The sequence below is a fragment of the Sphingobacterium arenae genome, from assembly GCF_014692505.1.
Taxonomy (GTDB): Bacteria; Bacteroidota; Bacteroidia; order Sphingobacteriales; family Sphingobacteriaceae; genus Sphingobacterium; species Sphingobacterium arenae.
This window is the reverse complement of the sequence record NZ_JACNYK010000002.1, coordinates 1,032,142-1,047,021: the sequence shown is the minus strand read 5'-3', so window position 1 is coordinate 1,047,021 and position 14,880 is coordinate 1,032,142. Positions and strand designations below refer to the sequence as shown.

The 14,880-nt window shown below is 41.5% G+C and carries 17 protein-coding genes; 13 read left to right on the top strand and 4 right to left on the bottom strand.

Translation table 11 applies throughout. From position 1 onward, the window contains the following. Positions 1–5: 5 nt before the first annotated feature. The 4 genes from H8B17_RS10750 (at position 6) to H8B17_RS10735 (ending at position 3,892) form a co-directional block, all read left to right on the top strand. The gene (locus tag H8B17_RS10750; RefSeq protein ID WP_190309162.1) at positions 6–950 is read left to right on the top strand and encodes a DUF4625 domain-containing protein; all 945 of its coding nucleotides are present in this window, start codon (positions 6–8) and stop codon (positions 948–950) included. Positions 951–1,017: 67 nt separating this feature from the next. Next, positions 1,018–1,500, top strand: a complete 483-nt coding sequence (locus tag H8B17_RS10745) for a DUF4625 domain-containing protein (RefSeq protein ID WP_190309161.1) — start codon at positions 1,018–1,020, stop codon at positions 1,498–1,500. Between the two features lie 38 nt (positions 1,501–1,538). After that, the gene (locus H8B17_RS10740; RefSeq protein WP_190309160.1) at positions 1,539–2,564 is read left to right on the top strand and encodes a DUF4625 domain-containing protein; all 1,026 of its coding nucleotides are present in this window, start codon (positions 1,539–1,541) and stop codon (positions 2,562–2,564) included. Between the two features lie 131 nt (positions 2,565–2,695). Then, the gene (locus tag H8B17_RS10735) at positions 2,696–3,892 is read left to right on the top strand and encodes a GTP-binding protein (protein WP_190309159.1); all 1,197 of its coding nucleotides are present in this window, start codon (positions 2,696–2,698) and stop codon (positions 3,890–3,892) included. Positions 3,893–3,984: 92 nt separating this feature from the next. Here the strand turns inward: H8B17_RS10735 and H8B17_RS10730 are convergent, their stop codons facing one another. Further along, positions 3,985–4,347: a winged helix-turn-helix transcriptional regulator gene (locus H8B17_RS10730; RefSeq protein ID WP_190309158.1), complete on the bottom strand. Its 363-nt coding sequence runs from the start codon at positions 4,345–4,347 to the stop codon at positions 3,985–3,987. 104 nt (positions 4,348–4,451) lie between these two features. Here H8B17_RS10730 and H8B17_RS10725 point away from each other — a divergent pair, with 104 nt between their 5' ends. From H8B17_RS10725 to H8B17_RS10700, 6 genes are all read left to right on the top strand, one after another. After that, the gene (locus H8B17_RS10725) at positions 4,452–5,195 is read left to right on the top strand and encodes an SDR family NAD(P)-dependent oxidoreductase (protein WP_190309157.1); all 744 of its coding nucleotides are present in this window, start codon (positions 4,452–4,454) and stop codon (positions 5,193–5,195) included. 299 nt (positions 5,196–5,494) lie between these two features. Next, complete coding sequence (locus H8B17_RS10720) at positions 5,495–6,334, top strand: SDR family NAD(P)-dependent oxidoreductase (protein WP_190309156.1); 840 nt, start codon at positions 5,495–5,497, stop codon at positions 6,332–6,334. Beyond that, complete coding sequence (locus H8B17_RS20630) at positions 6,301–7,056, top strand: Atu4866 domain-containing protein (RefSeq protein WP_223816484.1); 756 nt, start codon at positions 6,301–6,303, stop codon at positions 7,054–7,056. The genes H8B17_RS10720 and H8B17_RS20630 overlap by 34 nt, the downstream gene beginning before the upstream one ends. A 10-nt stretch (positions 7,057–7,066) precedes the next feature. Continuing rightward, positions 7,067–7,981 (top strand): helix-turn-helix domain-containing protein, encoded by a 915-nt coding sequence (locus H8B17_RS10710; RefSeq protein WP_190309155.1) that lies wholly within the window; start codon positions 7,067–7,069, stop codon positions 7,979–7,981. 102 nt (positions 7,982–8,083) lie between these two features. Further along, positions 8,084–8,857: an SDR family NAD(P)-dependent oxidoreductase gene (locus tag H8B17_RS10705; protein WP_190309154.1), complete on the top strand. Its 774-nt coding sequence runs from the start codon at positions 8,084–8,086 to the stop codon at positions 8,855–8,857. A gap of 65 nt (positions 8,858–8,922) precedes the next feature. Beyond that, complete coding sequence (locus tag H8B17_RS10700; protein ID WP_190309153.1) at positions 8,923–9,843, top strand: AraC family transcriptional regulator; 921 nt, start codon at positions 8,923–8,925, stop codon at positions 9,841–9,843. A 186-nt stretch (positions 9,844–10,029) separates the two neighbouring features. On the opposite strand, the gene H8B17_RS10695 is transcribed toward H8B17_RS10700, so the two are convergent. The 3 genes from H8B17_RS10695 to hxlB all read right to left on the bottom strand — a co-directional run bounded on the left by H8B17_RS10695 (position 10,030) and on the right by hxlB (position 12,241). Then, positions 10,030–10,905: an AraC family transcriptional regulator gene (locus tag H8B17_RS10695; protein ID WP_190309152.1), complete on the bottom strand. Its 876-nt coding sequence runs from the start codon at positions 10,903–10,905 to the stop codon at positions 10,030–10,032. 109 nt (positions 10,906–11,014) lie between these two features. Then, positions 11,015–11,644 carry a 3-hexulose-6-phosphate synthase gene (hxlA, locus tag H8B17_RS10690; protein WP_190309151.1) on the bottom strand — a complete coding sequence of 210 codons (630 nt, stop codon included), beginning with the start codon at positions 11,642–11,644 and terminating at the stop codon, positions 11,015–11,017. A 30-nt stretch (positions 11,645–11,674) separates the two neighbouring features. After that, on the bottom strand, positions 11,675–12,241 hold the full coding sequence (gene hxlB, locus H8B17_RS10685) for a 6-phospho-3-hexuloisomerase (RefSeq protein ID WP_190309150.1): 567 nt from the start codon (positions 12,239–12,241) through the stop codon (positions 11,675–11,677). A 252-nt stretch (positions 12,242–12,493) separates the two neighbouring features. Between hxlB and H8B17_RS10680 the strand changes: the two genes are divergently transcribed. From H8B17_RS10680 to H8B17_RS10670, 3 genes are read left to right on the top strand one after another with little or no spacing between them, the layout of a single operon-like run. Further along, entirely contained in the window at positions 12,494–13,009 is a 516-nt protein-coding gene (locus H8B17_RS10680; RefSeq protein WP_190309149.1) for an RNA polymerase sigma-70 factor, read from the top strand. A gap of 45 nt (positions 13,010–13,054) precedes the next feature. Then, positions 13,055–13,657, top strand: a complete 603-nt coding sequence (locus H8B17_RS10675; protein ID WP_190309148.1) for a hypothetical protein — start codon at positions 13,055–13,057, stop codon at positions 13,655–13,657. Between the two features lie 9 nt (positions 13,658–13,666). Next, positions 13,667–14,869 (top strand): hypothetical protein, encoded by a 1,203-nt coding sequence (locus tag H8B17_RS10670; RefSeq protein ID WP_190309147.1) that lies wholly within the window; start codon positions 13,667–13,669, stop codon positions 14,867–14,869. The last annotated feature ends 11 nt before the right edge of the window (positions 14,870–14,880 follow it).

Genomic DNA, 14,880 nt, shown 5'->3' with positions numbered 1-14,880 from the left:
CTATCATGAAAATCAAAACTACAAAATTACTGATGCTGTGTGCCGTATGGTTGTCTGCGTACGCGGTGTCTTGTAACAAAAGTGACCGCCCGGAACCAGAACTACCAAAAGCTAGCCTCGAAAACATAGAGATCGGTTCTGGAAATAACGGCATTGGTATTATCGGACGCGACTTTCACTTTGACGCGGATATTATTGCCGGAGACAAAATTGATAACGTTCAGATCAAAATACAGCAAAAAGCCAACGAGACGTATACAAAACAATGGTTATTCGAAATCGAATTTGAACAGTATAGGGGAGCCAAAAACACCAATGTGCACAAACATTTCCATATTCCTGAGGAAGCTCCGGAAGGCCAATATGATTTTATTATCATCGTACGTGATCAAAATGGAACGGTACACGAAGAAATTAAACAAATCGAATTAATTGATCCTGCCAATCTGGCCGTGAACCCTAAACTATATATCTGGGGTATCCAAAACAGTAACGGTGATTCCTACTTTGTCAATGAAACACTTGAAAATCCTAAGGATGTCGTATTCGCAAAAAATGACATAATGAGTTCATACGTTCAAATTAAGGACGTAAAAGATGATGGGGTAATGTATCTCTTACTCATAAAGAAAAAGCTGAATCATTTCCCTGAAACGATCCACAACATTGACTTTTCGAAGGCTATTGTAGTTGACGTATACGAGCACAAAGGAGAAAAAGAGGTATTCACGTTTTGGAATACACCATACAATAACGAGCTGCACGATTACGAACGCTGGCCAGAATTGATCATGGGAGCTGCCCGTGACAACAATATTCCAAACCCTTACCCAATAAACGGAGAAAAGGTTTGGGAAAATGGCGAATATTATTTGGGTGTGGTATACACGAATACGACACATAACCTTAGCGTTCACCACTATTTTGAACTTGAAGTAAAAGACTTTTAAAGGGTGAACCCGTCAACAAAGCGCATATCATTTTTAGAGAAAGTAAATTAATTGGCATGAATCGTATATGAAAAAGAAACTAAGATTAATCGGAGCAGTTGCGGCAGCCATGTGTATATTATGGAGCTGTGAAAAGGACGACGAGGATAAAGCGGTTGATAATGATGCACCTGTTATTGATCTCGGTGCGGATGCTTTTCCCGTTCAGTGCAGCACGTTAAAGAGAGGCGAGACATTTACCTTTAAAACGAAATTCAACGACAACGTTGAATTGGGGACTTACAGCATAGATATCCACCATAACTTTGATCATCATAGCCATAGCACCGAGTTTGAAGAATGTGATCTGCAACCTAAAAAAGTACCTGTAAAGCCTTTTTTGTTTATCAAGTCTTATGATATACCATCTGGTCAAAAAACTTATGAGGCGGTGCAACAGATTGAAGTACCGGCCGACATCGATCCGGGTGATTATCATTTTATGATATCCGTATCCGATCACGTGGGCTGGAATACCATAAAGGGCCTCAGCATACAGATTGTGGAATAATATTATCAACAATTTATCATAATTAAAATCAAGTTAACATGAAAAAAACAAACATTTATCTATTCGTATTCTTTGTACTAGGACTATTCGGCACGTTGAGTTCGTGTAATAAAGACGATGATGAGATCCCTGTTGGGAAACCCGTCATCAACCTTGCTGAAGTGGGGCTTGAAAACAGTAAAACTGCTGTTGCAGGCTCAGATCTACACCTGGAGGGAGATATCGTTGCGGAGGGTTTGACAGCGAAGATTGAGCTCGAAATCCATCAAGAAGGTGGGGGTGAATACAAGATCGAAAAATCTTGGACCGAAGGTAAATATATCGGTGTAAAAAATGCAACATTCCACGAGCATTTGGATATTCCTGCTGATGCTCCTGCGGGCGAATATCATTTACATCTTACTGTAACGGATCAACTGGGAAACACGGCAACTGCAGATTCTGAGTTAACTATCGAGGGTGCAGATGTATCGGTTGCTTACCAATTATTGTTTACCGAGTCAGCGGGTTATGCACATGGTAATCATTTCCATGATTTGGCAGACAAAGAGGGGGCGGAAACCGTTACGGTGAGTTTTGATGAGCAGGGAACGGCTACCGCAGGAGGACACCTGCATTTAGATCCGCATGGAATCTACAAAGTCGAACTGAAGCAGTTTGATGATGCCGGAAATGAGGTGCAGGGAAAATATATCGAAAGTGAAGCAGTAGCTCGCTTCCATAAGGCATTTTTAATCGGCGGAGAGTTTATACTTAATGCTACTACAACGGATGAGAGCGGCGCGATCTTCCAGCCAAGAGAGACAAAATATGGCGACGGAACGGATGTTACCGGCGCAAGCGGTACGGGTACAACGGGAACGATATTCTACTTTACGGTAGGTCATGCCAATGAGGGAGAGAAGGATGTCATGTATGTATTAAGAAAATTTGCTTCTGCAGAAACGAAGGCTACGGTGACACGGGAGCAATGGAATTTGGCAGACTATGCAACTAGGTTTGCCGGCGAAGACATCGTCAAGCTATCGTTTGAAATACATGCGGAAGAAGGACACGATCATTAAGGGTTCTTATCAAATAGCAGGAAGGAATCGGACATTTTTTTTGTCCGATTCTTCTGCAACAATTCAGGGAGTGGTTCCGGCAGATCGTCCGTGAGGAAGGAATTAAAATAAAATTTTAATAAAGAATAGCAATGAACAGAAAATTACCCGTTACAGTCTTAAGCGGTTTTTTGGGAGCCGGAAAAACCTCCTTATTGAACCATGTGCTGCATAACAAAGAGGGACAGAAAGTGGCCGTCATCGTAAACGATATGAGTGAGGTCAATATCGACGCACAGGCTGTTGAACGTGAGAACGTACTGTCTCGTACGGAGGAGAAACTGGTGGAGATGAGTAACGGATGTATATGTTGTACACTGCGGGAAGATCTCATGGTGGAGGTAGAAAGACTGGCAAACGAGAATAGGTTTGACTATCTCCTGATAGAAAGTACAGGAATATCCGAACCTATTCCTGTAGCCCAGACATTCAGTTATGTCGATCCGAACAATGGTATTGATCTCTCTTCTTTTAGCTATATCGATACCATGGTAACCGTTGTGGATTGTTTCAACTTCTTCCGGGATTTCGGAAGTGCGGAGACGCTGTGGGACAGGGAACTAACGGATGATGACTTGGATAACCGGACGATCGTTAACCTGCTGACCGATCAGATCGAATTCGCCAATGTGATCATACTGAACAAGGCCGATCTGGTATCGGACGAGACACTGGGCGTTCTGGAGGCAGCGATCCGTAAGCTCAATCCTGGAGCCAAAACCATCCGTACACAGTTTGGTCAGGTCGATCCGAAAGATATCATGGGCACGGGTGCATTTGATTTTGAAGAGGCTTCATCGTCTGCGGGCTGGATAAAAGAACTGGAAACCGAACATACGCCTGAAACAGAGGAATACGGTATCTCGTCGTTCGTCTTCCGTTCACAACGGCCTTTCCATCCGCAGCGGCTACATCAGTATCTGAATGACGATTATCCGCATAACATTATACGGGCAAAAGGACTTTTCTGGATGGCATCACGACCGGATATAGCCATCAGTTTCAGCCAGGCAGGTGGTAGTGTACGGTTGGAAAGTGCGGGTTCTTGGTGGAGTAGTATGCCTGAAGATGTGCGGTACCAGTATCCCGCCTACGCAGAGATACGGAGCGATCTGATGAAACGCTGGCATCCCCAATGGGAGGATAGAAAAAATGAACTGGTGTTCATCGGGCAGAATCTGGAAAAGGAGAGGTGTATAGCAGCACTGGAAGCCTGTCTATTAACGGAAGAGGAAGCTGACGACTGGCGCTTTACATGGTGGAAGGATGAATTTCCGAAAAATATCTAGGAGAGGTGAAATAAAAAAGCTGAGGTAAAGTAGGGCGTTAATCAACGCCCTCTTTATTTGGATATCCTTGTTCTAGGGAATCATCTTTCTGATTATAGCGGTTTCCCGACGATCACTTTACGATGGTCGATTCCCCATTCGGTGAGGTTGTTGATGATGGTTCTAAGCGTTAGACCATGGTCTGTAAGCTGGTATTCAACGGTTATAGGCTGGGTTTCTAAAACAGTCCTCTTGATCAATTGGTTGATTTCTAGCTCCTTTAATTCCTTGCTCAGCATTCGGTTGGATATGCCATCAATATCATTCAAAATATCCGAAAAACGCCTTTTATTGTAGTAGCAGATGGACGAAATAATAGGGATTTTCCATTTTCCGCTCAACACGTCCATAGAATCTTGAACAGCGCGCATTTCTTTTTTATGTTCTTGTCCGAAATTAGTTTTTTTACATTCCATTGTTACCTTGTTACACGGGTGTTACTATTACTTTTGGATACAAAGTTACTTAAAATAACTTAAGTAGTATACCTTTGTCTCGTTAAACATAAAATAATTTTAAAATGGATTTCACAGACAAAAATGTAGTTATTACGGGAGGTACCACAGGTATAGGGTTTGCAACGGCAAAAGCTTTTATAAATGCAGGTGCTAATGTGTTCATAACCGGCAGAAATGCAGACAATCTGCAAAAAGCAGCAGCAGAAATTAACAGTTCGAGATTAAAAACGGTGGTTTCGGACACGTCCAATCTTACCGGAATCTCGGTTCTGGAACAGGCGGTAATTGAGAGCGGAGGTAAGGTAGACGTTCTTTTTCTAAATGCAGGGATCGCTTCATTTTCGCCGATTGAACAGACGACAGAAGCTGATTTTGACAGGCAGTTTAATACAAACGTAAAGGGATCGTTCTTCACGCTACAAAAACTAATTTCGCATTTAGCCGATGGTTCGTCGGTGGTGTTCACGTCATCAACGGTAGCGACAGCTTCGAGTTTAAATACAAGTGTGTATTCGGCAACCAAAAGTGCGGTAAGCAAAGTCGCCCAGATTGCCGCAAATGAACTGGCACCCAGAAAAATAAGAGTCAACATCGTAAGCCCTGGACCAACGCAAACCGAAGGTCTTGACGGTGTTGCATCGACAGAGGCCAAAGATTTCTTGGCGTCCAGCACGGCTTTGCAAAGATTGGGCAACCCGGATGAGATTGCGAACGCTGTTTTGTTCTTGGCTTCTCCTCATGCAAGTTTTGTGACCGGAACGGAATTGTTGGTAGATGGGGGTGCGATAAACTATATGCTGAAATAACCAGGTGTCATCAAGTACATGAGCGGATTAATGCGATTAATCGGCTCATGGTATTATAAAGAATCTGTGTCTATACCTCTTCGGGTATAAAATAATGCTATTGTCAAATATTATACCCGTTAGGGTTGATTATCTGCTTCTTCCCAGAGCAAGATACTACGAAACGAAACTAGATATTAATAATCTATAACGTGCAACATCCACGATTTGACTACGTCAATCGCTGATCTAGCTACTTCTAATCATGTGAATACAACCAACTTTGTCCTATTGTTCTAACATAATAAAAGATGAAGAAAATGGAAACAAGAAAAGTATGGTTAGTTACCGGAGCTTCAAAAGGTCTGGGGCTTACCTTGATAAAGAAGCTCCTACAAGAAAACTATTGCGTCGTGGCTACGACACGGAGCGCTAAATCACTCATCGAAGAGATTGGAAATGCATCGGGGGTATTTCTTCCAATCGAAGTAAACCTAACGGATAATAGCGAGGTAAAGGCCGCCGTTGAAAAAAGCATGGCGCATTTCGGAAAAATTGACGTGGTGGTAAACAATGCGGGCTACGGGCAGATAGGCACATTAGAGGAACTGAGCGACGAAGAGGCCAGAACAAATTTTGATGTCAATGTGTTTGGCTCGTTGAACGTGATCAGAAATGTGATGCCGTATTTACGTAAGCAGAAATCGGGCACTATTTTCAACATTTCATCGGTTGGTGGTCTTTTTGGGGGATTTTCAGGATTTGGTATTTACTGTGCTACCAAATTTGCGGTTGCGGGATTTACCGAAGCATTGGCGGAAGAGGTAAAAGCATTTGGGGTGAGCGCGACGGTTGTTTATCCGGGGTATTTCCGCACTGATTTTCTGGCGAACGGTTCTGTAAAAATACCAAATTTGGCTATCGAGGAGTATGAAGATGCCCGTCAGTCCGAAACAGCACACTTGAATAGCATCAACGGCAATCAGCCGAACGATCCGGAGAAAGCGGCAGATGTATTGATCGCTATCAGTAAAGAAGATACCCCACCGGTTCATTTAGTATTGGGCAGCGATGCCTACGACATGGCGAAAAATAAGGCAGACTTACTAAACAAAGATATCGAACAATGGAAAAGCTACACGCTATCTACCGGTTTTTAATCCTGCTTATGGCGGTGGGAAGTGTATGTTGTTCGTCCAAAGCACATGAACCCATAAGTGCGGAAATGGAGGAGGCGATCGAAATCGTTTATATGCATTTTGACAGATGGAAAAATAATGAGGCAAGCTTTTTTGAGCTGCTGGCGGAAGACGCTGTATGGATTGTTAATGGCAAATCCCCGGTTTCGGGAAAGTACAACGGGAAAGCTGATTTTTTAGAACGTGCTGTCCAGCCGATTGCCGCCAAACTGAAAACTCCCTTAAATCCTGAGCTGATGAATCTTACAGCGGATGGTGCTAATGTATGGCTTCACTTTAAGGCGAGTGCGACGACGAGAAATGATGCTATTTATGAAAATACGTACTTATGGAAGATGCAGTTGAAAAATGGAAAAATAATACACTGTACTGCATTTTTGGATACTTACGAATTAACAAATTTGATGACTGATAATATAAATAGGATGTCAAAAACTATGGAAGAAACGCGAGATTATATCGGCGTGTGGGTAACCGCTGACGGAAATATCCGTCACGAATTAATGCCTGGGAATCGTTACGATGAAGCTCGCGGCAATCGTAAAAGTGCTTACCAAGGTAGTTACAAAGTCACGGGAAATCATATTGATTACAAAGACGACACGGGTTTTACGGCAGACGGCGAATTTAAGGACGGCATTTTGTATCATGCTGGGATGATATTATACAAAGAAAATAAGTAATTTAGCTAGGATGGAAAACACATTCCGCTTTACCTCTATAGCAGAATTTCACAAGTTTTGCAGTTTGCCGAATCCTGAGCATCCGTTGGTCAGCTTGATCGATTACAGTAAAGTTGAATATCCGATCAAGGATAGCCAGATGAAATGGATTCAGGGTTTTTATTCGGTAGGGTTAAAGCGGAATGTCAATGCCAAGTTCAATTACGGACAGCAGCAATATGATTTTGATTCGGGCGTATTGACATTTGTTGCGCCACTTCAGTTTCTGAAAATAGAAATCGACCCGAATGCTGTGGTAGAACCTACAGGCTGGCTTTTGCTCGTTCACCCTGATTTTTTGTGGAACACGGCCTTGGCAAAAAAAATAAAATCTTTTGACTTTTTCCGGTATGCGGTAAACGAGGCACTTTTTCTCTCCGATAAGGAAGAGAAAATTATGGTAGACATCTTGTTGAAAATGGAGCAGGAATACCAATCGAATATAGACAAGTTCAGCCAGGGATTGATTGTAGCACAACTGGAGCTCTTGCTGATTTATGCGGAACGTTTTTATGAGCGTCAGTTTTTGACTCGGAAAAAATCAAGCTACGAATTGCTGGAGCGTTTTGAAAGCGTACTTTCTGATCTTTTTCAAAAAGATAACGTGTTGGAAAATGGTATGCCAACAGTCACCCTCATTGCGGAACAACTGAACATTTCTCCTAATTATTTGGGAACGCTGTTGCGATTGCACACGCAGCAGACCACGCAGCAGCACATCCAGAATAAGCTCATTGATTACGCCAAAGAACAACTAAGCACAACCAACCTGTCTATAAGTGAGATTGCTTATGGATTGGGTTTCGAGCACCCACAATCATTCAGCAAACTGTTCAAATCGAAAACGGAGCAGACGCCTTTGGAATTCCGGCGATTATTCAGTTGATTTTTCGATTATCCCCATTCCGACTACAAGAATCCTCATTTTAGCTACAAACCGTAAAACGGCACGATGGAACTTTGTTGCATCAATTAAAAAAATAAAAAGATGCAAATAGAACAAAGAAAAATTGCACTCGTAACGGGTGCCAATACGGGTGTGGGCTTTCAAATTGCTAAGGCCTTGACAGAAAACAATTACACAGTGTTTGTGGGAGCAAGAAATCTGGAAAAAGGAGAAGTGGCAGCGGTTAAACTTGGCGCAAATGCAAGAGCCATACAGTTGGATATCACAGATAATGATTCTATCCATAAGGCGATGACAAAAATTCAAGCCGATTTTGGATATCTAAGTTTGCTGGTCAACAATGCTGCCATTTCGCATACAGGAAAAGAGGGGCAAACCATGGAAGAAGTACTGGGATCGCAAAAGCCTAGTATAGCATCGATAAGAGAGCTGCGTACGGTTTGGAATACCAATGTTTTTGGGACGCTAGCGGTGACGCAGGCGTTTTTACCCTTGTTGAAAGAAGCGTCCGCTCCCCGGATTGTCACCGTTTCCAGCGCTTTGGGATCTCTGACGATCAATGCAAATCCTGACAATCCGTACCGCTCAGGATTTGATGCGATTTATGGTGCTTCCAAAACGGCACTTAATGGTATCTTTCTGTCTTTGGCGATAGAATTGGAAAGCACTAATATCAAAGTTCATTTGGTAAGCCCCGGTTTTACGGCTACAGCACTCAATAATTTTCAAGGAACGGATACCGTGGAATACGGCTCGTTGGAACCAATTCGAGTAGCATTGGCGGAAGATCTGCCTACGGGAAGTTTTACGGGGCCAGCTGATTTTTCTGGACCGGATAATGTACTTCCATGGTAATTGTTTAGAAAAACTAAAAACCTATGACCATACATTTGTCACGGGTTTTTAGTTAAATTTAAAGGATGAAAAAGAAGAAGGAAAACCTGGTGCGGTTCCGATCTATATCTGAAAGCCACCAGGCTTTTGGATTGCCAAAACCCCAGCATCCGTTGATTAGCTTGGTGCATTTCCATGAAGGCAATACGTTTAATACGGATATGGCTCCTATTTATGATGTGTTGGATTTCTATAAAATTACGTTCATTACCAAAAATAGTGGGAAACTAAAATACGGGCAGGATTACTATGACTTTAACGAGGGTAGTATGTTGTTCACAGCCCCCAATCAACTTGTCGGATCGACAGAGTACAATAAAGAAACATATGCTTATTTGTTGCTCATTCATCCGGATTTTCTACAGGGGTATCCGGTAGCAAAAGGAATCAATGAATATGGATTTTTTTCCTATTCGGTCAATGAAGCGTTGCATTTATCTGCAAGTGAAAGGGAAATGATGGTCTCCCTTTTTGAAATCATGATACAGGAATTGAATAGTCGTGTGGATGAATTTAGTCAGAACGTTATCATCGCCCAGATTGAATTGCTGTTGAGTTATGCCAACCGTTTTTATAAACGCCAGTTTGTAACCCGTAAAGTAATAAATAACACTATATTACAGAAGGCTGAAACAGTTTTGGCTGATTATTTCAATAGCCAACAGTCGTTAACAAATGGTGTTCCGACAGTACAGTTCTTAGCCGAACAGCTCAACGTATCTTCGGGATATCTGAGTGATCTGCTCCGTTCGCTTATCGGTCTGAATACGCAGCAATATATTCATCTGAAGCTGATAGATAAGGCCAAGGAAAAGCTTTCTACCACGGAATTAACCATTAACGAAATCGCCTATGAACTTGGCTTCGAACATTCCCAGTCGTTCAGTAAGCTGTTTAAAGCAAAAACGGAGCAGACCCCGCTAGCGTTTCGCAGGTCGTTTAACTAATCTTCATCCAAAAATCCCCATCCGCTGAACATAATCGGCCATACTTTTTGTCCGAATTCCATATCGTAGATATTGTAGACCGATTCGCCCTGCTGTACTTGCAATTCAGCAGCAGATACTGTGTGGGGGATAATATTCTTTGCTGGTACTAGCCTTCTTATGCTTGTGAAATACGAATGTTGCAGATTAGGTGTTATACATCTGTATAAGTTGGTTTTGAAGTTCCGTGGGTGTTTCGCCTAGCTTGGAGCGTACAAATTTGTTGAGCGCTGCCGGTGAATTGAAACCTAGTTCAAACGCAATTTCTTTGTGCGAATAGGTGGAAAGTAGGAGAAGCTGCTTGATCTCATTCATAATGCGGGAATGGATTGTCTCTATAGCGGTAAGTCCTGCTAACTTTTTTGTGATCTGATTCAGTTTTTTTGTGGAGATATGCAATTGATCTGCATAGTAAGCTACACTTCGGTCTGTCTTGAAACCGCGTTCGAGAAGCTCTAAAAAGCTTGCATACACTTTTGCGTTTTCGTTTTTCAACGATTCTCTATCCACATGAGTATGCACAAATTCGACCAATTTTAACAAGAGTATTTTGATGAAAAAACGTGCTTGCTCTTTTTTAACAGAGGTAAGATCATGGTACAGCAACTCGATTTGCTGTAGCAACATCTGCGTCTCTTCCGATTCTGTTTCTGGTAAGGCGATATAATTTAATTTGGTAGAAATATCGTAGTTATAAATACGCAATTCGTTTCGTAGAATATCGGAGCAAAAAACCACCTCATCAAACAAAATCATCTTGCCACAAATATTGCTGCTGACCTGTTCTTTGGAAGATAGCTGCCCGGGAAATATCACGGAGATGCTGTTTCCCGTAATTTCGTAGTTCCGGTCTTCGACTTGCATTTTCATTTTTCCTTTTTCGATAAACATCAGGCAAAAATGGTCTTTGGTATGCGGCTCTTTGTATGGTTCTAGTTTCTCTTGATCTAAATCAAAAATGTGAAAGGGCGTAATAGCCCTTTCAAAACTCGTTTGTATATCTTTTAAATGATGGGTGGTCATATACTTTTTTTAATGAATACCGATAGCGCAAAAACTGTGCTGCAATGTTGGTTACTAAAAAAATAAATGCACCACATTTAGCTTTTTCGGGCCAAGATCTTGTGTAAGATTACGCCTCAATAGCTTCTTTTAAGGCTTTTGCGGCTCCAGCGGGGTCTTCCGCTCCATAAATTGCTCCTCCAGCGACCACGACTGTTGCGCCTGCAGCAACAACATCTTTGATTGTATTTAAATTAACACCGCCTGCTATCGAAAACGGTACCTGGGCTTCTCTACCTTCGTTGATTAAGGTTTCAACGGAGTAACCGGGAAGTGCCTGCTCGTCCAGACCGGCATGTAACTCGACGAATGCTACGCCAAATGCGGTTACTTCTTTTGCCCGTTTTACGCGATCGTTAACGCCGATGGTGTCTACGACGACTTGTTTACCGTATTTTTTTGCTGTCTCTACAGCACCTTTGATTGTTGCATCATCTACAGCTCCCATAACCGTTATTAGATCTGCACCTGCTTTAAAGGCAATTTCTGCTTCTAATGCGCCTGTGTCTGCGGTCTTCATATCTGCAAAGACCAATTTATCTGGATGGGCATTTTTCATTGCAGTGACTACTTTTAGACCCTCTGCTTTGATCAGTGGGGTTCCTAATTCAATAATATCTACATACGGAGCTACTTTTGCTGCTAACTCCAATGCTGCTTCTGTTGTTAGCAGATCAATTGCTACTTGTAATTTTGCCATAATAAAAAATAATCTAAAAAATGTATTTACTTATTCGAGATTGGCATGTTTCGGCCATAAATCTTCTTTACTCAATCCTGATTCCTGCCATAAGGTCATAAAGATGGCATCGAAAAGTAGAAGGATGGATTGCTCGAACAGACTGCCCCCGTATTGCTGAGATGCGGATACGCCGAAATCGGTCTTAACGGCTGCCGGAATGAGTACGGATTGATCGGCCAATTGTGCTAGTGTACTTTGGCTATCTGCCGTAAGTACGGCCAGCGTTGCATGCTGGTTTTTCGCTTTTTTTCCTGCGCTAACCAGTGTGGAAGTGGTTCCAGATCCGGAACCTACGATCAATAAATCTCCTTCTAAAATTGCCGGCGTAATGGTTTCTCCCATCACGTATACCTCATAGCCAAGGTGCATAAAACGCATGGCTGCCATTTTTAAAGCCAAGCCTGTTCGTCCTGCTCCAGCGAAAAAAAGCCTTTTTGAGTTTTGTATAGATGCTGTTAGTTTCTCTATAGCATCATATGCTAACAAATTCGCAACTCGCCGATTTTCGTCGGTAATAATGTTTAAGTTCTGTTCGTACGCTTTCTTCGTTGCCATGCTATGTCCTTTTGATCACCAGCTATTATCTAGCGGGGTAATGATCGATATTCGATACAGCAAAGGTATGGAGGTCCTTTGCTCCTTCGTTATACAAACAGGACTATATGTTATAGATTTGATCCGTGTTTAGCCTACGGATGTTATAGGCTAGAGGGATTGTTTTTCTGTATAAAAGCTTTAGTTATTTGTAACGAATCTAAATAATGTTATATTTGTGCGTTTTGAAAACGTCTAAACATAGCATGTAGCATGCAGATTGATAAAAAACAGTTTGAAGTTCTGTTCCATTTATACTGGAAGCGAATGTTTTCATTTGCCGTGAAAGCTGTCATGGAAGAAGAAGATGCCGAAGAGATAGTGCAAGATGTTTTTAAGTCGCTTTGGGAAAGAAGAAAAGAGCTGGAATTGCAGGATGCGGAGCGGTATCTCCTACGCGCTGTCAAGTTAAGGACGTTGGAGCACCTCAGAAACAGGGGTAATAGATTAAAACACCATCAGGTTATCCTGCAAAATAAAACACCTTATTACGAAGAAGACAATTTTCACTACAAGGAGTTATATAATCAATTGAATACGGTAGTGGACTCTTTGCCTAACCAATGCAAAAATGTTTTTAAGATGAGCCGTGAAGAGGGGCTGACGAATAAAGAGATAGCCAATAATTTGTTGATCACAGAGAGGGCTGTAGAGTATCATATCAGTAAAGCGCTATCTGTCATTAAGTTAAAACTTAGTAAGAGTCTTAATCTGATGAAAACAAATTAGTATTAATTTGTTTTTGTAATTTTGATTATAAACAGACTATAAAGGATGAAAATCAACCAGGACATACTCCATAAATATACTGCCGGACAATGCTCGGCGGAGGAGAAGTTATGGGTTGAAAAGTGGTTGGAAAATGATTCTTGGGATAGTATTGACGAAAACAAAGCAGTAGCAGAAGAAATTGGTCAGACCATATGGGAAAAGGTGTCGTCAGATACGAACAAAACCAAAAGAATAAGTTGGTTAAGGGTTGCAGCAGCAGCTTCGATTGTTTTTCTGCTCGGATTTTCTTTTTTCTACTTCGAATACGATGCTTTAGATGCGCAGTCTTTTGCAAATGAATCAATGGATCAAACGAAGTTTTTTACGGAGGAGCATTACGATGTGTTGTTGAGTGGAAATAGCAACGCAAGTATTGATCTGATTCATAATAAATTGATTTTTTCGGGTGATTTTATCATCAAACCAAAGCGAGATTTTACGTTGTTGGATACAGAAGATAATACATTGATTTTTAAAGCTGGTAGAGAGTATTTTATCTCTGATTCGCCTGATTTTGGTAGAATTGTTGTCTTTCAAAAGAGTGATTTAGCTTTTTTGCCATTTAATATGCAGCTAAAAATCGAAGAGCAATTTCGTAGCATTTAGTAGCGTAGGATGAGAAGACTGATTTTATTGTTGTATTCCATTTCGACTTTTCTTTTTTCGTGTAATCCAACTGTTGAAAAAAATATAGATCCCAATTTTGTGCTTTGTCTGTTCAACAAAGATGAAAGCCCCACAAGCTTTTTGTTGGTCGAGCGTTTGGACGAAGATGAAAATGCTTCCGTGCAGATTCCGCTATCTACTGCCCGAATACGAGAAAGGGAGTATATCCAAAAGAATGGCTTTTTTTATCGCCTGTCAAATAGCACCAGTGTCTTTACGAAATACCAATTACGGGGTTCTTCGCTGGTACTTCTTGATAGTTTACACTTGCGTAATCCTAACGTGGAAACGGTAAGCTGGAAAGATGATGAAAATTTACTGGCCGTTTGCCGGGAAGATATAGCGGAGCAAAAAAGCCAAGCCCGGGTTTATCAGATCAATGTGAAGGAGATGAAGATCGTACGGGAAGATACGATTATACTGCCGCATGCTACGGATGAATTTTGGGCTTTGCATGTCGGTCTTGTGGATTTTGAGAAAGACGATCTATGGCTAGCGTATTCGTTTTTCAAATCCAAAGGAAAGTACGGATATACGACATCAGATACGACGTATTATGCGACGATAAATTACGATAGTTTTCAGCTTAAGACTATCCAAAAAGAAACGCGTTCCACGTATCCTGGTGGATTCAATCTTATACAATCGTATAGTTTTAAAGATGAAAAAGGCGACTATTATTTTATGACAAACCCGGGGATAGCCTTGGGAAATAATGTGAAATTGCCTACGGCTATTTTTAGGAAAAAGAAAGGTCAACATCTCGTCGATCAGGAGTACATGATTAATATTTCTGCATCCATCGGAAACCATGCTTATGGAATGTGGTACGTTGGTGATAGCAAAGCGGTGATCCGTAACGAACAAAAGCAATTATACACTGATTTTTCTGATTTTCATTCGGTGTACCAGTTTGAGTATAGATTGGTCGATTTAAAAACCGGTGTGATCGAAAAAATTGATTTTCCGTTAGATAAGGGCACACAAAAAGAGAATGTGTGGAGTGATGATCACTATATCTATGCAGCTATCGACGATGCGAACGACGAGCATCGGGTGTGGAAATACAACTTACACACAAAAGAAGTTTCTAAAGGAATCGAGCTTCCGAATACAACAAATTATACCGTTCGCCTAGATTATCTAAAGTAATACGCTCCGGT